This is a genomic window from Dickeya sp. ws52, from assembly GCF_007210685.1.
Taxonomy (GTDB): domain Bacteria; phylum Pseudomonadota; class Gammaproteobacteria; order Enterobacterales; family Enterobacteriaceae; genus Dickeya; species Dickeya chrysanthemi.
Genome location: NZ_SZVX01000013.1, coordinates 79,231 through 101,814, shown reverse-complemented (window position 1 = coordinate 101,814; position 22,584 = coordinate 79,231). Strand labels below are relative to the sequence as shown.

Annotated in this window: 20 protein-coding genes; 17 read left to right on the top strand and 3 right to left on the bottom strand. The window is 54.2% G+C overall.

Going from position 1 to position 22,584, the window contains the following annotated elements; all coding sequences use genetic code 11:
* The first annotated feature begins 208 nt into the window (after positions 1–208).
* Both gltP and FDP13_RS14030 read left to right on the top strand, forming a co-directional pair.
* Complete coding sequence (gene gltP / locus FDP13_RS14035) at positions 209–1,525, top strand: glutamate/aspartate:proton symporter GltP (RefSeq protein WP_033577724.1); 1,317 nt, start codon at positions 209–211, stop codon at positions 1,523–1,525.
* A gap of 252 nt (positions 1,526–1,777) precedes the next feature.
* Positions 1,778–2,767 carry a Gfo/Idh/MocA family protein gene (locus tag FDP13_RS14030; RefSeq protein ID WP_143839693.1) on the top strand — a complete coding sequence of 330 codons (990 nt, stop codon included), beginning with the start codon at positions 1,778–1,780 and terminating at the stop codon, positions 2,765–2,767.
* 188 nt (positions 2,768–2,955) lie between these two features.
* On the opposite strand, the gene FDP13_RS14025 is transcribed toward FDP13_RS14030, so the two are convergent.
* A complete protein-coding gene (locus FDP13_RS14025) occupies positions 2,956–4,296 on the bottom strand; it encodes an anaerobic C4-dicarboxylate transporter (protein ID WP_027712512.1) in 1,341 nt (446 codons plus the stop codon).
* A gap of 1,220 nt (positions 4,297–5,516) precedes the next feature.
* On the opposite strand from FDP13_RS14025, the gene patD reads away from it, so the two are divergent.
* Entirely contained in the window at positions 5,517–6,953 is a 1,437-nt protein-coding gene (patD, locus tag FDP13_RS14020) for an aminobutyraldehyde dehydrogenase (RefSeq protein ID WP_033577260.1), read from the top strand.
* A gap of 277 nt (positions 6,954–7,230) precedes the next feature.
* Complete coding sequence (gene ygjG, locus FDP13_RS14015; protein WP_143839692.1) at positions 7,231–8,649, top strand: putrescine aminotransferase; 1,419 nt, start codon at positions 7,231–7,233, stop codon at positions 8,647–8,649.
* Positions 8,650–8,753: 104 nt separating this feature from the next.
* Here ygjG and FDP13_RS14010 read toward each other — a convergent pair whose 3' ends face one another.
* Positions 8,754–9,074: a hypothetical protein gene (locus FDP13_RS14010; RefSeq protein WP_143839691.1), complete on the bottom strand. Its 321-nt coding sequence runs from the start codon at positions 9,072–9,074 to the stop codon at positions 8,754–8,756.
* 950 nt (positions 9,075–10,024) lie between these two features.
* On the opposite strand from FDP13_RS14010, the gene FDP13_RS14005 reads away from it, so the two are divergent.
* The 12 genes from FDP13_RS14005 (at position 10,025) to phnP (ending at position 20,549) form a co-directional block, all read left to right on the top strand.
* Positions 10,025–10,744, top strand: a complete 720-nt coding sequence (locus tag FDP13_RS14005; protein WP_143839690.1) for a hypothetical protein — start codon at positions 10,025–10,027, stop codon at positions 10,742–10,744.
* A 2-nt stretch (positions 10,745–10,746) separates the two neighbouring features.
* Positions 10,747–12,357, top strand: a complete 1,611-nt coding sequence (locus FDP13_RS14000) for a hypothetical protein (RefSeq protein ID WP_143839689.1) — start codon at positions 10,747–10,749, stop codon at positions 12,355–12,357.
* Positions 12,358–12,853: 496 nt separating this feature from the next.
* Positions 12,854–13,573, top strand: a complete 720-nt coding sequence (gene phnF / locus FDP13_RS13995) for a phosphonate metabolism transcriptional regulator PhnF (RefSeq protein ID WP_012770378.1) — start codon at positions 12,854–12,856, stop codon at positions 13,571–13,573.
* Positions 13,574–14,023, top strand: a complete 450-nt coding sequence (gene phnG, locus FDP13_RS13990) for a phosphonate C-P lyase system protein PhnG (RefSeq protein ID WP_012770377.1) — start codon at positions 13,574–13,576, stop codon at positions 14,021–14,023. It abuts the gene before it with no gap.
* On the top strand, positions 14,020–14,595 hold the full coding sequence (gene phnH / locus FDP13_RS13985; protein WP_027712503.1) for a phosphonate C-P lyase system protein PhnH: 576 nt from the start codon (positions 14,020–14,022) through the stop codon (positions 14,593–14,595). Before phnG ends, phnH begins: the two co-directional genes overlap by 4 nt.
* The gene (locus tag FDP13_RS13980) at positions 14,595–15,686 is read left to right on the top strand and encodes a carbon-phosphorus lyase complex subunit PhnI (protein ID WP_033577253.1); all 1,092 of its coding nucleotides are present in this window, start codon (positions 14,595–14,597) and stop codon (positions 15,684–15,686) included. Before phnH ends, FDP13_RS13980 begins: the two co-directional genes overlap by 1 nt.
* Entirely contained in the window at positions 15,664–16,518 is an 855-nt protein-coding gene (locus tag FDP13_RS13975; RefSeq protein ID WP_033577252.1) for an alpha-D-ribose 1-methylphosphonate 5-phosphate C-P-lyase PhnJ, read from the top strand. Before FDP13_RS13980 ends, FDP13_RS13975 begins: the two co-directional genes overlap by 23 nt.
* Positions 16,505–17,326 (top strand): phosphonate C-P lyase system protein PhnK, encoded by an 822-nt coding sequence (gene phnK / locus FDP13_RS13970; protein WP_234424411.1) that lies wholly within the window; start codon positions 16,505–16,507, stop codon positions 17,324–17,326. The genes FDP13_RS13975 and phnK overlap by 14 nt, the downstream gene beginning before the upstream one ends.
* Positions 17,327–17,350: 24 nt before the next feature.
* Positions 17,351–18,073 carry a phosphonate C-P lyase system protein PhnL gene (gene phnL / locus FDP13_RS13965; RefSeq protein WP_027712499.1) on the top strand — a complete coding sequence of 241 codons (723 nt, stop codon included), beginning with the start codon at positions 17,351–17,353 and terminating at the stop codon, positions 18,071–18,073.
* Positions 18,070–19,221: an alpha-D-ribose 1-methylphosphonate 5-triphosphate diphosphatase gene (gene phnM, locus FDP13_RS13960; protein ID WP_143839688.1), complete on the top strand. Its 1,152-nt coding sequence runs from the start codon at positions 18,070–18,072 to the stop codon at positions 19,219–19,221. The genes phnL and phnM overlap by 4 nt, the downstream gene beginning before the upstream one ends.
* Positions 19,221–19,781: a ribose 1,5-bisphosphokinase gene (gene phnN, locus FDP13_RS13955; RefSeq protein ID WP_143839687.1), complete on the top strand. Its 561-nt coding sequence runs from the start codon at positions 19,221–19,223 to the stop codon at positions 19,779–19,781. The genes phnM and phnN overlap by 1 nt, the downstream gene beginning before the upstream one ends.
* An 18-nt stretch (positions 19,782–19,799) precedes the next feature.
* On the top strand, positions 19,800–20,549 hold the full coding sequence (gene phnP, locus FDP13_RS13950) for a phosphonate metabolism protein PhnP (protein WP_143839686.1): 750 nt from the start codon (positions 19,800–19,802) through the stop codon (positions 20,547–20,549).
* Between the two features lie 48 nt (positions 20,550–20,597).
* Here the strand turns inward: phnP and FDP13_RS13945 are convergent, their stop codons facing one another.
* On the bottom strand, positions 20,598–21,506 hold the full coding sequence (locus tag FDP13_RS13945) for an aldo/keto reductase family oxidoreductase (protein ID WP_143839685.1): 909 nt from the start codon (positions 21,504–21,506) through the stop codon (positions 20,598–20,600).
* A gap of 102 nt (positions 21,507–21,608) precedes the next feature.
* Between FDP13_RS13945 and FDP13_RS13940 the strand changes: the two genes are divergently transcribed.
* Positions 21,609–22,529, top strand: coding sequence for a LysR family transcriptional regulator (locus FDP13_RS13940; RefSeq protein WP_143839684.1), 921 nt, complete (start codon positions 21,609–21,611; stop codon positions 22,527–22,529).
* Positions 22,530–22,584 lie beyond the last annotated feature (55 nt).

Below are 22,584 nucleotides of genomic sequence, written 5' to 3'. Positions count from 1 at the left end.
TAGTTGCGCATTTAAAGTGAATAACTATTTGATTACGCATTCTGTTTTGGTGAGTCACGTGTTTGCCTGTGAGTCACGATTTGTGCAAAAAATAACCTTCTAACCTCCCCCTTCATCTGTAGCAGTTCAGCATTCGCTGGAATGTCCGGTGGCAGTGGTTTAGCCATCGGCAAGTAGTCGCAGGGAGCACAGACAATGGATTCGTATCATGAAAAAACAGAAAGTTAGCCTTGCCTGGCAAATTCTCATCGCGTTGATCATCGGTATTGCCGTCGGCGCCTGGCTGCATGAAAACCCAGCCAATAAACAGTGGATGATCGTTAATGTGCTGAGCCCGGCCGGGGATATTTTTATCCGGTTGATCAAGATGATTGTGGTGCCGATCGTCATCACCACGCTGGTGGTTGGCATCGCCGGTATCGGCGACGCCAAAAAGCTCGGGCGTATCGGTTTCAAAACCATCGTTTATTTTGAAATCATCACCACGCTGGCGATCGTCATCGGGATTACGCTGGCCAATGTGTTTCAGCCGGGGCACGGCATCGATATGTCGATGTTGACCCGGGTCGACATTTCCCAGTATGAGAAAACCACCGAACAGGTACAAAGCGGTTCGCACAGTTTGGTCAGTACCATATTGTCGTTGATTCCGCCTAATATTTTTGCCGCGCTGGCAAAAGGCGAAATGCTGCCGGTGATCTTCTTCTCGGTATTGTTTGGCCTTGGTTTGTCATCGCTGCCGCGCGAACAGCGTGATCCGCTGCTGAATGTGTTCCGCAGTGCGTCCGAAACTATGTTCCGCGTGACCAACATGATCATGCGTTATGCGCCGGTCGGGGTTTTTGCGCTGATTTCCGTGACCGTCGCCAATTTCGGTTTCGCTTCGTTATGGCCGCTCGCCAAACTGGTGATCCTGGTGTATGCCGCGATTCTGTTCTTTGCACTGGTGGTGCTGGGGGCGGTAGCGCGTCTGTGCCGGTTACGGATTATGACGCTGATCCGCATTCTGAAAGATGAGCTGATTCTGGCCTATTCCACGGCCAGTTCCGAAACGGTGTTGCCACGCATTATCCAAAAGATGGAAGCGTATGGCGCACCGAAAGCAATCACCAGTTTTGTGGTGCCGACCGGTTATTCGTTCAATCTTGACGGTTCTACGCTGTATCAAAGTATCGCCGCCATTTTCATCGCTCAGTTGTACGGTATCGACCTGAGCCTGTGGCAGGAACTGATGCTGGTGTTGACGCTGATGATCACGTCCAAAGGGATTGCCGGTGTGCCGGGCGTCTCCTTTGTGGTGCTGCTGGCGACGCTGGGCAGCGTCGGTATTCCGCTGGAAGGACTGGCATTTATCGCCGGGGTCGATCGTATTATGGATATGGCGCGCACCGCACTTAATGTGGTCGGCAATGCGCTGGCGGTACTGGTGATCGCCAAGTGGGAAGGGCAGTTCGACGAAGAAAAAGCACGCGCCTACGAACTGGAACGTGCGACGTTGGCGGTTCGCCCCGCCAGTCAGGAGTAATTTCTGCACTGTGACTTCAAGCAACCGGGCTTCGGCCCGGTTTTTTTATCCCCTCAGTTTATCCTGCAATTTGAATGATTTAGGGTATATACCCGTCATACTTCAAGTTGCAGGTGTGTTGGCTGCGTTCGTTCACCCGAATCACTTACCTGAGTAAGTTCATCGGGATTCTCTCTCTTGCCGCCTTCCTGCAACTCGAATTATTTGGTGTATAGTCATCCCTGATTCGGTAATTCGTTCAGGAGTTGTCCCATGAAAATAGCACTGGTAGGGTCGGGTAAAATTGTTTTGTCTTGTCTTGAAGCGCTGGTCACGATAGCCGGGATTGAGCTTTCAGCGTTATGTGTTCGTCAGGGAAGCCGGCAAAAAGGTGAAGAATTAAAAAATAAATATCATATCCAGTCGCTTTATACTGATTACGACGCCTTGTTACAGGATGACAACATCGATTTTGTCTACCTCGGCATACCTAATCATCTGCACTTTTCCTATGCGCATAAAGCCCTTTGCGCCGGTAAACATGTTATCTGTGAAAAGCCGTTTACCTCCAATCTGGCGCAATTGCGGGAACTGGTCTCGCTGGCAAAATCCAATAATCGTTATCTTTTTGAGGCGATTACTGCCATCCATACTCCGGGGTTTCAGTATCTGAAAGGCAAAGCGGCTGAGATTGGCGATATTAAAATGATACAGGCGAATTACTCGCAGTATTCCAGCCGCTATGATGATTACGTCAATGGCATCGTGCACCCGGCATTTGACCCGTCCATGTCGGGCGGTGCGCTATACGACATCAATTTATATAACATTTATCATGTCTGTGCGTTATTCGGCGCGCCACAGAGTCTGCATTATAGCTGCAATAAAGGGCCCAACGGGATTGATACCTCCGGCGTGCTGGTAATGAATTATGGGGCGTTTATTGCCGTCTGTATAGGGGCTAAGGACTCGGCCAGCCCGAGCTATTTTACTATTCAGGGAACCGCCGGTTACGTAAAAATTAATGACTTGCCGGGGGTGTGTAAGCATATCGAATGTTCGCAACAAGGGGCTCTTGCTCGATTTGACGACTCGGCGAATAGCAGCCATATGGTGTATGAATTTGAGGTTTTCAGAGATATTTTTAACGCTCAGGATAGCGCCCGGTGTTATGAATTACTGGATACCGCCTTGGTCGTCGCCGATGTTCTCGAACAAGCCAGAGCCTGTTGCGGCATTGAGTTTCCTCTGATACCGCAATAACCCCACCGGCTGGCTTAGCAACCGCGCAGTCGCTATCGACAGTGCCGACGTGCCGGCCCGGCGCAGTGTTGCATGATGACGTCAGTATGCGGATTGGTAGCGAAAAACCGCCCGACGGCTGGGGCCGAACGAGCGGTTGAAGGGAGAAACGTGTGCTGCGCCGACGTACTCCAGCGCAGCGGGATAACTCAGTAATACCCGTACATGGCGGCGAACACCCAGCCGAATACGCAGGAGGTGCTGACGCCAATCAGGCCCGGCAGGATGAAACTGTGGTTAATCACAAACCGGCCGATGTGGGTAGTACCGGAGCGGTCAAACTGGATGGCAGCCAGATCGCTGGGGTAAGTCGGCAAAATGTAGTAACCGTAGCAGGCCGGCGCCGACGCCACGATGTACGCCGGGTCAACGCCAATCGCCAGGGCGACCGGTACGATAGCAGCCAGTGCGGCGGCCTGTGAGTTGACGAACTTGGACACCAGCAGCAGGACCAGCGCATACGCCCACGGGTAATCTTTCACCAGCGTGCCCAGCGTTTCCTTGATTTCCGCCAGGTGTGCGCCGAACATGGTTTCCGCCATCCAGGCGATACCGTACACCGCGACAATTGCGATCATCCCAGACCGGAACACTTCGTTTTTCGAAATCGACCCTGGATTGGTTTTGGTGGCGATAATGATGATGGCGCCGGATAACAGCATGAACATCTGAATCACCAACACCATCGACAGCGGTTTGCCGCCGAAGGTTGGGCGCAGGCTTTCTACCGCCCCCAGCAGCGCTACCGCGGCGATGGTGGCCAGGAAGATCCACATAGCGACCCAGTTGCTGCGCGGCAGTTTGCGGTCCAGCAGGGTGGCGGTGTCGCCGTAGACGTACTCACGGTTCTCCGGTACGGAAATGAATTTCTGGAAATCCGGGTCTTTATCCAGATCTTTACCCCTGAACCAACTGAAAATCCCGATGGCCAGAATACCCAGCAGGGTAGAAGGAATCGTGATGGCCAGTAAGTCCAGAAACTCGAGGTGCTTACCGTGGAAGGTAAACTTGCCGAGCATGGCGACCAACGACACCACCGCTACCGATACCGGGCTGGCGATAATCCCCATCTGCGCGCCGATCGAGCTGGCGGCCATCGGCCGTTCCGGGCGGATGTTATTCTTGATGGCGACGTCATAAATAATCGGCAGGATGGTATACACCACATGGCCGGTGCCGCACAGCATGGTCAATATGCAGGTGACGAAGGGCGCAATAATCGACACATATTTCGGGTTACGCCGCAGCATTTTTTCCGCGACCTGCAGCATGACATCAAGGCCGCCGGAGGCTTGCAACGTAGCAGACGCAGCCACCACGGAGATGATGACCAGCATCACATCCACCGGTGGTTTCCCAGGTTCCAGCTTGAAAATGAAAACCAGAATGACGAGCCCGATACCCCCTAATAATCCGAGCGCGATACCGCCTTTTCGCGCACCGTAAAACAGGCAGATCAGGACTATGACAAGTTGAATGATAAAGTCCATAGATTCCCCATTACTCAGCATGACGAGTTAATTAATTGAGATTGGATTACTGTCGTCACCGGTACTATAGGGATTATTCCATCTATTTTTTCTTGATCTAAGTCTATTATTTCAATTGTTTCTCTTTTTTGGAGTGAATTAAATGACGTCAAAATGAGGGTGAAAAACGTCTGGTTTTTTTAGTTTATTAATCATAAGATTAATTTTATAACAATTAAGAAAGATGAGTTTCCGGGAATTTGTTTAATTCCTTTGGTTGTTGCTTTTTTTTGTTTGGGTAAGTGTTTTTATTTTGTTGTGGTGTTGTTTTTTAAAAGTTTGTTTTTCGCCTTATTTTGGTGAGTATTGAAAATTAATATTTTATATACATTTTATTTGATTTATTACTGCATTGATTTTTAACGTTTTTTTTGTTTTCATGTGCGCGAATTCATTATATTTATTTAATGTCAATTGTGTTTGGTGATGTCGGGAATAAATGATAATAATTTACAGGTTTCCTGCGTGCGCTATTTTATAAATCTATCGGTGATGTCACATTATTTTGCTTGTGAGAAAATAAATATAGCGCGTTATGATTACGGGCTTTCTGGTTATTAAAATATACCCAAAATAATTCGAGTTGCAGGACAACACGCATTGCGTGTTGAACAACGCAACGCGTTGGCCCGTCAGGGCAAGGCTCATTAGAGCCTTGTCACGCGGCAAGAGAGAGACAAATTCGTCGGGAACGAATTTGACCAGCCAAAGGCCGGCCTCTGGTGAGAGACAGGATGTCTCTCATTTCATCCCGATGAGCTTACTCAGGTAAGTGATTCGGGTGAACGACAAATCTGCCGGGAGCAGATTTGAACGCTGCTTGCAGCGGCCCGAAGGGCGAGGCCCATTGATGGGCCGAGTCACGCAGCCAACGCACCGGCAACTTGAAGTATGACGGGTATAAAACGGCAATAAAAACCTATTGAGGTAAGCGCTAAAACTCCCTGTCTGGAAAACTCATGTACTTATGGGCGCCCGATATAACGCCCGTAGACTCTGGTTATCTCTGCATTATGTGAGCGGCATCATTCCCCGCCGGCTCTCCTTTACGCATGGCTCGGCTACGCTTGAGAGACAGCGAATACCGTTTTTATCGGTGAGCGGTTACAGAAGATGGCAGGCATTTTGCTAGATGAGCGTTATAGGGGACGTCCACAGCTATCGCTTCAGGGGAGCAGGGTATGCACGACAATTTGTTGATTGACATGTTGATTGATGGAAAGCGGGTGCCGGGTAACGGCGCGCCTTACCGGGTGTATAACCCGGCGACGGGGGACGTCATCACCATGATAGCGCAGGCGGACCTGACGCAGGTGGATGCCGCCGTCATGGCGGCGGATGCGGCGTTTGCTCACTGGGGGCAGACCACACCGAAAACACGTGCCACGCTACTGTTGAAGCTGGCGGACCTGATTGAGCAGCACAGTGAAACCTTGGCGTCTCTGGAGTCGTTGAACTGCGGTAAACCCTATCATGCGGCGTTGAATGACGAGATCCCGGCGGTGGCGGACGTCTTTCGCTTCTTTGCCGGCGCAGCCCGCTGCCTGAACGGTTCAGCGGCAGGCGAGTATCTGGAAGGCCATACCTCGATGATCCGGCGTGATCCGGTGGGCGTCGTCGCCTCGATAGCCCCCTGGAATTACCCGCTGATGATGGCGGCATGGAAGCTGGCTCCGGCGCTGGCGGCGGGTAACTGCGTGGTGTTAAAACCGGCGGAGCAGACACCGCTGACAACGCTGTATCTGGCCAGCCTGCTGGCTGATTTATTCCCGCCGGGCGTGGTTAATATCCTGTTCGGGCAGGGACGGGAAATCGGCGACGCACTGACCGGCCACGAACGGGTGCGGATGGTGTCGCTGACCGGCTCGATTGCCACCGGTTCGCACATCATCGGCAATGCGGCGGCCAGCGTGAAACGCACTCACATGGAGCTGGGCGGCAAGGCGCCGGTGATCGTGTTTGATGACGCCGACCTGGAGCAAGTGGTGGATGGTATCCGCAGTTTCGGTTTCTACAACGCCGGGCAGGATTGCACCGCAGCCTGCCGTTTGTACGTACAACGCCCGGTTTATGACCAACTGGTGGAAAAGCTCGGTAAGGCGGTTGCTTCGCTCAAAATCGGCACGCCCGACGACCCGACTACGGAGCTGGGGCCGTTGATCACGGCGGAGCAACTGGAACGGGTGGCCGGTTTTGTCGAACGGGCCTGCGCACAATCGCATATCCGGTTGATTACCGGTGGGGAGCGGATGCCCGGCGGCGGCTACTATTTTCAACCCACCGTGCTGGCGGATGCCCGGCAGGAAGATGAAATCGTCCAGCGGGAGGTGTTTGGACCGGTCATCTCTATCACACCGTTTGATGATGAGGCGCAGGTGGTGGCGTGGGCCAACGACTCACGCTACGGGCTGGCCTCTTCGGTATGGACGCGAGATATCGGCCGTGCGCATCGCGTCGCCGCCTGTCTGGAATACGGCTGCACCTGGGTCAACACTCACTTTATGTTGGTCAGCGAGATGCCGCACGGCGGCCAAAAATTGTCTGGCTACGGCAAAGACATGTCGGTCTACGGTCTGGAAGACTACACCGTAGTACGGCATATCATGATCCGTCACTGAGTCGTAAAGATAAGCCAGGGTGGTGAAAAACTGCCCGATAGTAGGGCGAGCTGCACAGTAACGGTGCGTTCGCCTTGTTTTTTGGGTGTTTTTTACTCTTTATTGGGGTTTCAATAGCACTATATCGCGGAAGATAAACAAAATTGTTTATAGATTGTTTCAAAAATAAACAGTGACAGACGAAAATCGTGATTTTTCGATAGGGTAGGCGGAGTGGTGCGTTATATGCATTACTTAAATTGGTATCACGTGATACCTCACTCCCAAGGAGCACATTTTGTCCAGTCCACTGCCACCTTTCAACCCGCTAGAGTGTTCTCAGCAGGCCCTTAACTGGATTATGAGCGATGACCTGTCCGCCGATGCGATGGCAACGCTCAATCGTGAAACCCTTAATGCCTTTCGTGAATACGTCAATCCCGGTTTTCTGGAGTACAGAAAATCCGTCACCTCCGGTGGCAGCTACGGCGCGGTAGAGTGGCGCGCCAGCGGCCCGAATACGTTGCTCGATACACAGGGCAATGAGTACCTCGACTGTCTTGGCGGTTACGGTATTTTCAACGTCGGTCACCGTAATCCTACGGTGGTGGCGGCGGTAGAGAAACAGTTGTCCAAACAGCCATTGCACAGCCAGGAGTTGCTGGACCCGCTGCGTGCCATGCTGGCGAAAACGCTGGCGGCTATCACGCCTGGTACGCTGAAGTACAGCTTCTTTAGCAACAGCGGCACCGAGTCGGTGGAAGCGGCAATCAAGCTGGCGAAAGCGTATCAGTCGCCGCGTGGTAAGTTTAGTTTCATCGCGACTCACGGCGCATTCCACGGTAAGTCGTTGGGGGCGTTGTCCGCCACCGCCAAGCCGGTGTTCCGTCGCCCGTTCATGCCATTATTGCCGGATTTTCACCACGTGGCCTTCGGCGATATTCAGGCCATGCGGCAGAAAGTCGAGCAGTGTCGGCGCAACGGCGAAGGCATCGCGGCGGTGATTCTGGAGCCGATTCAGGGCGAAGGTGGCGTCATTGTGCCGCCGGAATCCTATCTGCCTGCGGTGCGCGCGTTGTGTGATGAGATAGGCGCGTTGCTGATTCTGGATGAGGTTCAGACCGGCATGGGCCGCACCGGCAAGATGTTTGCCTGCGAGCACTATGGCGTGCAGCCGGATATCTTGTGTCTGGCCAAGGCGCTTGGCGGCGGCGTAATGCCGATTGGCGCGACGGTCGCGACAGAAGAGGTGTTCTCGGTGCTGTTCGACAACCCGTTCCTGCATACCACCACCTTTGGCGGCAACCCGCTGGCCTGTGCGGCGGCGCTGGCCACCATCAACGTACTGCTGCGCGATAATCTGGCGGAGCAGGCGGCGTGTCAGGGCGCATTCTTGCTGGACGGGCTGAAACGGCTGGCGGCTGCGTATCCGGACCTAATCATGGAAGCACGCGGCAAAGGGCTGTTGCAGGCGATTGAATTCAGGGAAAACGCGATTGGCTATGCCTTTGCCAGCGAGCTGTTCCAGCGCCGCGTGCTGGTGGCAGGCACGTTGAACAACGCTAAGTCCATTCGCATCGAACCACCGTTGACCATTACCCAGGAGCAATGTCAGCACGTGCTGCAAGAAGCGGAACGGGCGCTGGCGAGGCTACGGGCAATCGGGGTGGATGACACCAAACCTAAACCTGTTAATAAGGAACTTGCACTTCAGTGAACACCCACCCAGCAGCGTTCAGCCCGGTGCTGAGCCGATACATAAAGCCAGTCTGTTTCGTCGACTGGCTTTTTTTTGGGTAAACAGTCGGTATCGAAGAGAAATTAAAAATCATATTCGCTAAGTTTGTCTTCTATTACCTGATTTCCTTTGTACTTATTTCTGAGTTCCTTTTGTTGCTTTTTCGCCGGTTTACAATATTTATCCACTTCTCGCTCAATTTCACGCTGGCGTGATTTAGGTAGTGTGCCGTCCCACTCTCCGGAGAAATACTGGCATTCCTCCGCGTTATCTAAAAAGCGTTGTACGTCGTCGGGAAGTTTTACGTCATCAGGAAAATGAACGGTATTCGCTAACGTAACCTGCCACGGTAACAGGAAAAATAGGAGGATAATTGTTGGTTTTGTTTTGTTGATGCTTTGCATTTTATTCGCCTGAATTGGGTCAATTAAATAGAACTGTTGCAAACCGAAATGCCAAACGCGATTCTATGGTATCAACCACTGCCGCAATGGTGTAATCATAAGCGTGGCAATCACATGGTATTTACCATGAACAAGGTTTCATCATAAAGTAGTAGGGTGATGTTCTTTGAACTGGGGATTGATGTGATTAGTTTTTTTGCTAAATTTCTGATGGAGTTCGCCCGTGATATCTTATGGAGAGTGGTCCCGGTTATCCTGATTGTAATGTGCTCTGTTATCACACTGGAGTTTTTTCCAGATATTTGGGGGAGATTAACGTTAGGGTTCACAGCAGTAGTTTTGGTCTGCATTTGGTATAGAAATAACAGTGGTATCGTTATGCTACTGGTTTTTTTAATAAGAATTTTCATCTCACAAATTATGTGCGGAATGATCACTTTTTTATGTGATTATGCAATTGATTCATATTTCAAAGAGTAATCATGATGTTGCGTAATTTTTTAAACATGACTTGCTAACAGGATTAGAGGGTAAAAAAACATTTACGGCTTTCCTTGAGGAATAAGCCGGATTCGCGAGGTGTATTGTCCCAGACCTGATCTACTGTGTTCTGTGTTAGAACACGATTAAATCTGATAGTCGGCTAAGAGCGAAAAACGGGCTTACAGACAATGGAATGTATAAAAATAATGTTACATCAATTAACAGGAAGCTAGCTTTAAGGACTTTAAGCTTTAACATTTTCTGCACTCTAAATATTTTATTGAAAAAGTATTGATAATAATACGTTTTTTTTATATCGTACATATATAGGTTTGTTGATGATGTAAGCGTGAATATGATGATTTATGTCATTTTCCTCAATAACTATAAAGCTGATTGAGCGTCATAACTGATAAGAGAATTATACGAAAACACTCTCATGCAAATTTCGACAAAGTGAGATTCAAATGGATGTTATTAATAATTACCGTAAGCTTTTAGATAGTTCAAAAATTGTTTTCGATGCTATGATAGCAGAAAGCGGATCTGAATATCTAATTTCTTCACATAATTATTTGCTTGATTATGATAAATTCAAAATGGCTATCTCTAATCGCCCTGAAGTCGCTGTCCTAGATTTAGCTGTAAAAGAATATCAATTTTCTCTCTTTGCCTTAGCCGCTGGTCAATATAGACATGCTTTTGGTGGTCTCAGACTTTTCTTTGAGCTTATGCTCTCTACTGTGCAGTTTTCAGCTCATGAAATAGATTTTCGGATGTGGAGTAAAGATGAGAAAGATATTAATTGGAGTTCAATAATAAGCTCTGAAAATGGTGTGTTTTCTAAAAGTTTCATTCGTGCTTTTAACCCCGATTTTTTAGAAAATGGTAGGCAATATTTAGCAATAGCGGAAAAAGTATATAGAGAGTGCTCTGAATTTGTTCACGGAAACGCTACTACACATAAAACACTCCCCTTAGATTTAAAATTTCACAAAGAAATATTTAATTTATGGCATGAAAAATCCACTACCATGCGCTTAGTAATAATTTTCGCATTATCAGCTAGATATTTAAACTATATTGGTGTAGAGGGAATGAATACGATAGAGCCAGTTGTAATAGATACACTCGGGAATTTAAAGTCTGTCCAAGAAATTTTTTCTAAACCTCTAAAGGCTGAATAATTATGACTGATTTTTTCTTTCGCACTGAAGACATTAGACCCGATGAAGTCCTTGACTATTTCGTCGAAACATCGAAAGATCGGCAAGTTGTTGATGCATTAAAAAATAGAAACCCTGTTGTGCTGGTAGGAAGTAGGGGTGTTGGTAAGTCTTTTTTATTACGCGTTGCCCAAAAAGAATTGATGGACAGTTTTGAAACAAATCGTGTTTTCCCCGTTTATATAAGTTTTGTTAGAAGCTCGCTACTTCACTCATCTGATCCAGAACAATTTAAAAATTGGATGTTAGCAAGAATCTGCGCTGCAATTATAAGAAGCCTTACGAAAAGTGGATTACTGGGTTGTGTTCCTAAAAGTATTGGTTTACTTGCAGGAGGTACAGTTACAACCAACATAAAACACACAAAAGTAGAAGAGATTGCTAATTCTTATGAAACTTCCTGGAAATCACCTCAAACACCGGTAAGCACAAAAGGACTTCCTAGTATCGATGATTTCAAAGATGCTTTAGTAGATTTAAGCGAAGAATTAAATATCCACCGCTTTGCCCTTCTTTTTGATGAAGCGGCACATATATTCTTACCCGAACAACAACGACAGTTTTTTACGATGTTTAGAGATTTGCGATCGCATTGCTTGACGTGCAATGCCGCAGTCTATCCCGGAGTTACAACATATGGTGAAACGTTTCAACCAGTACATGATGCAACTATGCTAACCATTGATCGGGACATTTTGTCTGATGGCTATGTAGAAAACATGAGGGAAATTGTACAAAAACAATCCGATAGCAGTATTTTAGCTAACATAGCTCAACATGGGAAAAATTTTGCCACGTTAGCATATGCTTCCACAGGCAATCCAAGACTATTATTAAAAACAATTGCAAAATGCCCCAAAATTAGTGCTTCACAGGTAAATGAAACCATTCGTGAGTTTTATAGAACCGACATATGGGCTGAACATTCGATGCTTTCTGATAAATATTTGGGGCACAGACCAATAATAGATTGGGGGCGAGAGTTTATAGAAAGTAGAGTTATACCAGACATTAAATCTAAAAACGATCAATATCTATCCTCTGAAAAATCCACTTCTGCTTTTTTTTGGATTCACAGAGATGCTCCGGAGCAGATTAAAGAGGCGTTGAGAGTTCTTGCTTATACGGGGATTGTGATTGAAAATGCAACAGGAATTAAGGCCACTCGTGCAGAGATAGGGACGCGTTATATCGTTAATCTTGGGTGCATTTTTGCTCTTGAATCGTCCCCGACTAATTCGGCATTCGAAATAACTAAGGGGCTCACACCAAAAAGAATGACTGAGTTTGGTTCAAATCATCCATCATTCAAATTATTAACTGACCAAGAACAACTTATAACTGATGAAAGCATGACTTTAGCGCTCAATACACAGCTAAGTAAACCTTCATCAGTGTTAGATCTAACTCCTTGGCAATTAGAAAAATTGACAGGGCTTGGTCTAAAAACTGTACGTGAAGTGCTAGATGCGTCGGAGGAAAAACTTAAGGAAGCTAATTATGTAGGGGATGTTAGAGCACGTCGGATGCGTAATGCAGCAATTGCTGCTGTGCTGGAATACTTATCTGGCTAATGTGAATTTTTATCAGTTAATGCTACTTGGTAGAAGGTATCTACATTTCACATCTTCTACCAATTAAGTATTTAATAAAAATTATTGATATGCAGAAGGTAAGCAATCTTGATAATTGAGTAAAAATCCTATTTTAAAACTAAGCCCGTAATTTGATAAAAATGTCCGCTCCTGCCACAAAGCCACCCACCAGATTAAACACAGTCCTAAACCACAACATATCAGCTCAAATCTGAGCGAATAAACGTTCCTCATTCACCACTCGTCTTTCTATTAATAAATCAACCTGCCGCACCACCTGTCCTTTTTCCTTCACCATATCGTCATCCGCGCTTCGCCAGCCTGTCACACAGTGTTGTCAACATAACCCCCAATTTCCCTGACTGAGACGTCAGCTACGCCGATAGTGGGTTGCATTCCGGCTCGGTGTCGGGGTTAAGCAAAATCCGTATGCCAGTCGGGATACGGAGTCGAACCCTGCAAGCAGGAGTTTTTTATGGATAGGTTATCTAGACATCCTACCACTGTGTATCAGGCTATTGCCGACCGGCTGGAAGAGGAGCTGCGTACGGTCTATCGCTGCGGCGATTATTTGCCGTCCGAACAGCAACTGGCGGCGCGTTACGACGTCAACCGCCATACGCTGCGCCGGGCGGTGGACGAGCTGGTCAATAAAGGGCTGGTGCAGCGTCGGCATGGTGTCGGCATTCTGGTGCTGATGCGCCCTTATGACTATCCGCTACATGCGCAAACTCGTTTTAGCCAGAACCTGCTGGAGCAGGGCAGCCACCCCACCAGTGAGCGGCTGCTGGCGGTGTTGCGCCCGGCCAATGCGTCAGTGGCGGCGGCGCTGGGGCGGGACGAGGGTGATGAGGTGATTCACCTGCGTACATTGCGCCGCGTCAACGGCGTGCCGGTATCGTTGATCGACCACTATCTGCCGGAGCTTGGCTGGTGGCCCGCACTGCAACGATTCACCAGTGGGTCGTTGCACGATTTTCTGGCTCAGGAATTACAACAATCGCTGACGCGGCGTCAAACCCGCATCAGTGCCCGTGCATCGCAGGCGAAAGAAGCGCAGTTGCTGGAAGTGGCGCCGCAAACCCCGTTGATGTGCATCCGCACGCTCAATGTTTCTGACGGCAGCGGCCGGGTGGCGGAGTACTCCGTCAGCCTGGCGCGCGCCGACATGATCGAACTGACCATGGAGCACTGAATGACCACCCAAACCACAAGGCAGCGTTGGCTGTCGGTACTGGCGCACAGCGATGCGGAGCAACTGCGGCGTCACTGGCTGGCGCTGGGGTTACAGCCCGCCTGGCAGTCGCTGCGCGCACCGGAAATCGGTCTGGCTCGCTTGCAGGCGCGGATGGGCGCGACCGGTAATCGTTTCGTGCTGGGGGATGTCACCGTCACCCGCGCCGTTGTCCGGCTGGATGACGGTACGTGCGGTTACAGCTACGTCACCGGGCGTAACAAGCCCCATGCCGAACTGTGCGCATTGATCGACGCGTTACTGCAACAGCAGGGCACGGAGAGCGCGCTCTATCAACAGCTGATCGTGCCGCTGGCCGCGACCCATGACGAGTTGCGTCAGCAACGGGCGCGGGAAGTAGCCAGCAGCAAAGTCGACTTCTTTACGTTGGTGCGAGGAGATAACGCATGACGTTACTGGCCGGATTTTCCCATCCGTGGCGCGATGCGCAGTACGCCTTTCGCCGCATTTTGAAAGCCATGAGCGAACCGGGCGTGGTGGTATCGCTGGACCATGACAACGGCTGGGAGGGGTTATCGTCTTCCGCCACCGCCGTGGTCTTGACGCTGATGGACCGCGAAACACCGCTGTGGCTGGACCCGGCGCTGTCGCAAGCCGCGTTGCTGGACAACCTGCGCTTTCACACCGGGGTGAAACTGGTCGAGCGCGAAGCGGCGGCGTTCGCGCTGTTGCCGATCAGCCGGGAATTGTCGCTGGATGGTTTTGCCGCCGGCGATGAGATGGCGCCGGAAAACAGTACCACGCTGGTACTGGAACTGCCCGCACTGGGCGGCGGCCGCGCATTACGCCTGACGGGGCCGGGCATTGCCGAAGCGCGCATGATTGCGCCGCAGTTGCCCGCCAGCGTACTGGATTATCTGGAACAGCGCCCGCACCCGTTTCCCGCCGGGTTGGATTTTCTGTTTACCTGCGGCAATGCGCTGATGGCGCTGCCGCGTACCACGCATGTGGAGGTGTGCTGATGTATGTCGCGGTGAAAGGGGGTGAGAAAGCCATTGAGGCCGCCCATCAGTTACAGGCGAATTTGCGGCGCGGCGATACCCTACTGGCCGAAGTGCAGACGGCGCAGATTGAACAGCAATTGGGGCTGGCGGTAGACCGGGTGATGACCGAAGGCGGCATTTACGACCGGGAACTGGCGGCGCTGGCGATCAAACAGGCGAGCGGCGATCTGGTCGAGGCGATCTTTTTGCTGCGCGCTTATCGCACCACGCTGCCCCGGCTGGCGGACAGCCTGCCGTTGGATACCGGGCGGATGCAACTGGAGCGGCGTATCTCGGCGGTCTACAAAGACTTACCCGGCGGGCAGGTGCTCGGGCCCACCTATGACTATACCCACCGGCTGCTGGATTTTACGCTGCTGGCGGAAGGTGAAACACCACGTGCGCCCAAGGCTGAGGAACCGCTGGCGGAACACTGCCCGCATATGTTCGCCATGATGACGGCGGAGGGGCTGGCGGCGGTCGAGCAGGATGACGGCGACGAACCGCTGGATATCACGCGCGATCCACCGGCGTATCCGATGCCGCGCAGCGCCCGGTTGCAGCAGCTGGCGCGCGGCGACGAAGGCTTTCTGCTGGCGTTGGGCTACTCCACCCAGCGGGGTTATGGCCGCAACCATCCGTTCGCCGGCGAGATCCGTACCGGTTACGTCACGGTGGAAATCGAGCCGGAAGAGCTGGGGTTTGCGCTGGAGATCGGCGACATCCTGTTGACCGAATGCGAAATGGTCAACGGTTTTACCGTACCGGAGGCGGAGCCGCCGCACTTTACCCGCGGCTATGGGCTGGTGTTTGGCCGTGCCGAGCGCAAGGCGATGGCGATGGCGCTGGTAGACCGGGCGTTACAAGCACCGGCTTATCAGGAGCCGGTCAACAGCCCGGCGCAGGACGAAGAGTTTGTGCTGTCGCACGCGGACAACGTGGAGGCGGCCGGTTTCGTCTCTCACCTTAAATTACCGCATTACGTCGACTTTCAGGCCGAGCTGGCGCTGCTGCGCCAGTTACGCCAGTCACCGCAGGAGGAGCGCGATGAACACGCTGAGCGGATATAACCCCGGTTATCTGGACGAACAGAGTAAACGCACGATTCGGCGCGCCATCCTCAAAGCGGTGGCGATCCCCGGTTATCAGGTGCCGTTTGGCGGGCGGGAGATGCCGATGCCCTACGGCTGGGGCACCGGCGGCATCCAGCTCACCGCCAGCCTGATCGGCGATGACGATGTGCTGAAAGTCATCGATCAGGGGGCTGACGACACCACCAACGCGGTGTCGATCCGCCGCTTCTTTCAGCGGGTCAGCGGCGCGGCCACCACGGAACGCACGGTGGAGGCGACACTGATTCAGACCCGCCACCGCATCCCGGAAACGCCGCTGCGTGAAGATCAGATCCTGATTTATCAGGTGCCGATCCCCGAACCGCTGCGTTTTATCGAACCACGTGAAACCGAAACACGCAAAATGCACGCGCTGGAGGAGTACGGCATCATGCAGGTGAAACTGTATGAAGACATCGCCCGCTTCGGCCATATCGCCACCACCTACGCGTACCCGGTGAAAGTAAACGGTCGCTACATTATGGACCCGTCGCCGATCCCGAAATTCGACAACCCGAAAATGCACCAGATGCCGGCGCTGCAACTGTTCGGCGCCGGGCGTGAGAAGCGCATTTACGCGCTACCGCCTTATACCAAGGTGGAAAGCCTCGATTTTGACGACCACCCGTTCAGCGTTCAGCGCTGGGATCAGCCCTGCGCGCTGTGCGGTTCGCACGACAGCTACCTCGACGAGGTGGTGATGGACGATCAGGGCACCCGACTGTACGTCTGTTCCGATACCGATTATTGCCGTGAGCGTCAGGAGGCCGGGCACCATGAACCACATTGATCAAGCCGACGTGGATCAGAGCATCGTGCCGGGCACCCCCACCGGCGGTGACGATGAAACACCGCTATTGCAGGTGCGCAATCTGACCCACCTGTACGCGCCCGGCAAGGGCTTCAGCGAGGTGTCGTTCGATCTCTATCCCGGTGAAGTGCTGGGGATCGTCGGCGAGTCCGGCTCCGGTAAAACCACACTGCTGAAGGCGATTTCCGCCCGGCTGACGCCGCAGGCCGGGCAGATTGATTATCAGGGGTGCGCGCTGTACGCCATGAGCGAAAGCGATCGCCGCCGCCTGCTGCGCACCGAATGGGGCGTAGTACACCAGCATCCGCTGGACGGGCTACGCCCCCGCGTATCGGCGGGCGGTAACATCGGCGAACGGCTGATGGCGGTCGGTGGGCGTCACTACGGCGATATTCGCCGTCAGGCCGGGCAGTGGCTGCAGGATGTGGAGATCCCGCTGTCGCGGCTCGACGACCTGCCGACCACCTTTTCCGGCGGGATGCAGCAACGGTTGCAGATCGCCCGCAATCTGGTCACCCATCCGAAGCTGGTGTTCATGGATGAACCGACCGGCGGGTTGGATGTGTCGGTACAGGCGCGGTTGCTGGATCTGCTGCGCACGCTGGTGCGCGACCTCGGTCTGGCGGTGGTGATCGTGACCCATGACCTCGGCGTGGCGCGCTTGCTGGCGCACCGGCTGCTGGTGATGCGCGAAGGCCGGGTGGTGGAAAGCGGCCTGACCGACCGGGTGTTGGATGATCCCCATCATCCTTATACCCAACTGCTGGTGTCGTCGGTGTTGGGATAAGCGCGACCGGCGATGAGGTGAACTATGACAACCGAAGGCACATCCATGACCATTCTGCGGGTGGAAAATCTGAGTAAAACCTTTGTTCTGCATAACCAGCACGCCGCCCGGCTGCCGGTGTTGCATCAGGCCAGCCTGACGGTATCGGCGGGCGAGTGTGTGGTGTTGCATGGCCATTCCGGCAGCGGTAAGTCCACGCTGCTGCGTTCGCTGTACGCCAATTACCAGCCGGATAGCGGCCGGGTGTGGGTGCGTCATCGTAATACGTGGGTGGATCTGGCGACGGCCCCGGCCCGGCAGGTGCTGGCGGTGCGGCGCGACACCATCGGCTGGGTCAGCCAGTTTCTGCGGGTGATCCCGCGTATTCCAACGCTGGAGGTGGTGATGCAGCCGCTGCTGGAGCGCGGTGAAGACCGGGCGGTATGTGAAGCGCGCGCCGGCGAGCTGCTGACTCGGCTCAACGTCCCTCGGCGGTTATGGGCGCTGGCGCCCGCCACTTTTTCCGGCGGCGAGCAACAGCGGGTCAACATCGCTCGTGGGTTTATCGCCGATTATCCGTTGCTGCTGCTGGACGAGCCGACCGCCTCGCTGGATGCCGCCAACCGCGAAGCGGTAGTCGGGCTGATAGAAGAAGCGCGTACCCGTGGCGCGGCGATAGTCGGTATTTTCCACGATGCCGAGGTACGCGCCCGCGTGGCAGGCCGGCTGCATCACATGACACCCGTTACACAGGAGCTCACGTTATGAGCGCGACGACCCGAATCATCAATAATGTGCAACTGGTGCTGGCGGATGAAGTGGTCAGCGGGTCGCTGGCCTGGCGAGACGGCGTGATCGAGGCGTTTTCTTCCACACCCAGCCAATTGCCGCAGGCGCTGGACGGCGAGGGCGGCTGGCTGTTGCCGGGGTTGGTGGAACTGCACACCGACAATCTGGACAAGTTTTTTATGCCGCGCCCGAAAGTCGACTGGCCGGCCCATTCGGCGATGAGCAGCCACGATGCGCTGATTGTCTCCAGTGGTATCACCACGGTGTTGGATGCGGTGGCGATAGGCGATGTGCGCGACGGCGGCCACCGGCTCGATAACCTGCGGCGCATGATTGACGCCGTAGTGTATAGCCAGCAGCAAGGGGTGAACCGGGCGCAGCATCTGCTGCACCTGCGATGCGAATTACCGCACGACAGCACCCTGCCGTTATTTGAAGCGTTGATGGATATTCCGGAAGTGGCGTTGGTGTCGCTGATGGACCACTCGCCGGGGCAGCGGCAGTTCGCCACGCCGGAAAAATACCGCGAGTATTATCAGGGCAAATACCACCTGAACGATGCGGAGATGGACGCGTTTGAAACCGAACAGCGCATGTTGTCTGAACGTTGGTCAACGCCGAACCGGCTGGTGATTGCCGCTCACTGCCGTGAACGCGGCATCGCGCTGGCCAGCCATGACGATGCTACCGCCGCCCATGTGCAGGAATCGCTGGCGCAAGGGTGCGTGATCGCCGAATTTCCCACCACCGAGAGGGCGGCGCAGGCGTCGCACGCCAGCGGCATGAAAGTGCTGATGGGCGCACCCAATATCGTGCGCGGCGGCTCCCACTCCGGCAACGTGGCGGCGTCTTATCTGGCGGAGCATGGTCTGCTGGATATTCTGTCGTCCGATTATTATCCCGCCAGTTTGCTGGATGCGGCGTTTCGTCTTGCCGCCGACCAGCGTAACGAGTTTACCCTGCCGCAGACGGTGGCGATGGTCAGCGATAATCCGGCGCAGGCGGTCGGGTTAAGCGATCGCGGGCGGATTGCCGCTGGGCGACGCGCCGATCTGGTGCTGGCGCATCACACTCACGACCAGGTGCGGATTCGGCATGTCTGGGCGCAGGGGCGGCAGGTGTTCTGATGGCGCGGCTCATCTGGCTGACCGGCGCTTCCGGTTCCGGCAAAGACGCGCTGTTGAATGCCTTGCGGCAAGCGGAACCGGCGCGCCTGCTGGTGGCGCACCGCTACATTACCCGCCCGGCGCAGGCCGGCGGTGAAAATCATGTGGCGCTGAGTGAGGCGGAGTTTACCCACCGCCGCGAGTGCGGCCTGTTCGCGTTGCACTGGCAGGCGCACCAATATCGGTACGGCGTCGGTATCGAAATCGATCAGTGGCTGTCTGCCGGGTTGGATGTGGTGGTCAACGGTTCCCGCGCTCAGCACTCGCAGGCACAACAGCGCTATGGCGATCGTCTATTACCGGTGTGCCTGCAAGTGTCGCCGGCGGTGCTGGCGCAACGGTTACGCCAGCGCGGGCGGGAAGATGAAACGCAAATCGCGCAGCGGCTACAGCGAGCTGCCGCGATGACCGTTCCGCCGGCATACCGCCGGCTGGATAACGACGGGCCGCTGGCGCAGACGCTACAAGCGTTTCACGCCCTGCTGGCGGCGGAAAAACGAGAGACTGAAAAATGGACGTGATGCTATGGAACTGATGCTATGAAACTCATGTTTATGGGCACCGGCGACGCGCAGCAGGTGCCGTTAACCGGTTGCGACTGTATCGCCTGCGAACGCGCGCGGCGGGACTCGCGTTTTCGGCGCGGGCCGAGCAGCCTGTTGATTCAGTGCGGCGGTGAGGTGACCTTGCTGGATGCCGGTGTGACGCAACTGGAGCAGCGCTTCGGTGCCAACGAGATTCGGCGCATTCTGCTGACGCACTACCATGTTGACCATGTGCAGGGGCTGTTTTCGCTGCGCTGGGGCATCGGCGACCGTATTCCGGTGTTCGGCCCGCCGGATGAACAAGGCTGCGACGATCTGTACAAGCATCCGCGGCGGCTGGATTTTCAGCCGGCGATGACGCCGTTTCAAACGATGACGATGGGGGCAATGCAGGTAACGGCGTTGCCGCTGACGCACTCCAGGCCGACCTTTGGCTACCTGCTGGAGGCGGACAATCACGCGGTGGCTTACCTGACCGACACCTGCGGCCTGCCGGATGACACGCTGGATTTTCTGCGCGGCAAACGGCTCGACCACATGGTGATGGACTGCACCCAGCCGCCGCGCGACAAACCGCCGCTCAACCACAGCGACTTGAATACCGTGTTGCACGTGCGTGAGTGGTTGCAGCCGGCACACACCTGGCTGACCCACCTCAGCCATGAAACCGATGCCTGGCTGATGCAAAACACCTTGCCGGAGGGCGTGCAGGCCGCCGCCGATGGGATGTGGATTCGGCTTTAGCGCGGCCAGGTCTGTTGATGAAAAATCACGCCGATGGCGAGTGGGGCATTACCGGCTGCCTGCCGTTTCGTCGTCGGCTACCGCGGCCGACGCCCGGCTTATCTGGTTCAGTGTGGTCATAACCTCTTCCGGCAGCGTGAGCGTCAGCGCCTCGAGGTTCTCCCGAAGGTGCTTCACGGATGAGGTGCCGGGAATCAACGCTATGTTCGGTGAACGGCGCAGCAACCAGGCCAGCGCTAACTGCATGGGGGTGATGCCAAGGCGTTGGGCCTCATCGGACAGAATAGACGACTGTAACGGATTGAAACCGCCAAGCGGGAAAAACGGCACATAGGCGATACCTGCCGCGGCCAGCGTATCAATCAGTTCATCATCGCTACGGTGCGCCAGATTGTAGTGGTTTTGCACGCAAACGATGTTGCAGAGGGTTTGCCCCTGCGCCACCTGCGACGCCGTGACATTACTCAGCCCAATATGGCGGATCAGCCCCTGCTGCTGTAACTCGGCCAGGGTGGTCAGCGGCGCTTCGATCGACCCTTCCACCGGCGAGTGCGCGTTGATCATCACCCGGAAGTTGACTACATCAAGCACATCCAACCCGAGATCACGCAGGTTATCGTGCACCGCCTGGGTCAGCTCTTTGGGAGACGACGCGTTGAACCATGAACCGTCTTCACCACGCCCGACGCCAACCTTGGTGGCAATCACCAGGTCCTCGGAATAAGGGGCCAGCGCTTCGCGGATCAATGCGTTGGTCACATGAGGGCCGTAGCAATCGGCGGTATCGATGTGGTTCACCCCTAATGCAACCGCTTCGCGCAGCACCGCCAGTGCGGCGTTTTTGTCCTTCGGCGGGCCGAAGACGCCGGGGCCGGCCAGTTGCATTGTCCCGTACCCCAGGCGATTGAGGGTGTAGTTGCCAAGGGTCACGGTATTGAATGTATTGATGGTTGACATGTTTTCTCTCCGTCAGAGTGGGGAGGCCACACTATAGCGATTGTTGATATTAACGATAATTCGGTACAATCAGTACGGGCTGTGCAATATGGCGAACAATAAATGCATGTCGATTTAAAAGATCTGGAAGCGTTCGTGGCGGTGGCGCGTGCCGGCGGTTTCCGTGATGCCGCCCGGGCGAATGGCGTCAGCGCGTCAGGGTTGAGTGAGGCGGTTCGGCGTCTTGAAGCGCAACTGGCGATTAGATTGCTGCATCGTACGACGCGTAGCGTAGCGCCGACGGAAGCCGGGCAAAGTTTATTGGCGCGGTTGGTGCCGGCGTTGACGGAAGTCGAGAATGCGCTTGATGTGGTGAACGGTTTTCGCGACAGACCGACGGGAACGCTGAAGCTGAATGTCCCCGTCAGCGCCGCCAGACTGGTGTTGCCGGGCCTGGTCGCTCCATTTCTTGCCGCTTACCCGGATATCAAACTTGAGGTGGTGGTAGAAGAAAGCTTCGTCGATGTGCTGGCCGCAGGGTGCGATGCCGGTATTCGTTACGGTGAACGGCTGGAGCAGGATATGATCGCCGTGCCGATTGGGCCGCGCTCACAGCGCCTGGCGATAGCGGCGTCTCCTGCTTATCTGGCTCGTTATGGCCACCCCGCGCACCCGCGAGATCTGGTCGCCCATGCTTGTCTGCGCGGGCGTTTCCCCAGCGGAACGATGCCGTTATGGGAGTTTGAACGCGACGGCGAGGTGATACACGTTGACCCGGCCGGGCCGCTGGTGGTGCAGATTGGCGGAGGGACGGACCTCCTTATCGATGTCGCAGTGGCGGGCGGCGGGATTATCTATCTGTTTGAGGACTGGCTGCGCCCACATCTGGCAAACGGCGAGCTGGAACCGGTACTCGCGCCCTGGTGGCAAGTTTTCCCCGGGCCATTTCTGTATTATCCGGGTCATCGCCTGATCCCGACGCCGCTCAGGGCTTTTATCGATTTTATCAAAGCCTCGACGGCGTCGGCCTCTGCCGACCGGTAACCCATCCCGGCATCGGTTATCTGAGCGCGGGCCGGGCGCGGCGGCGCGCTTCTCA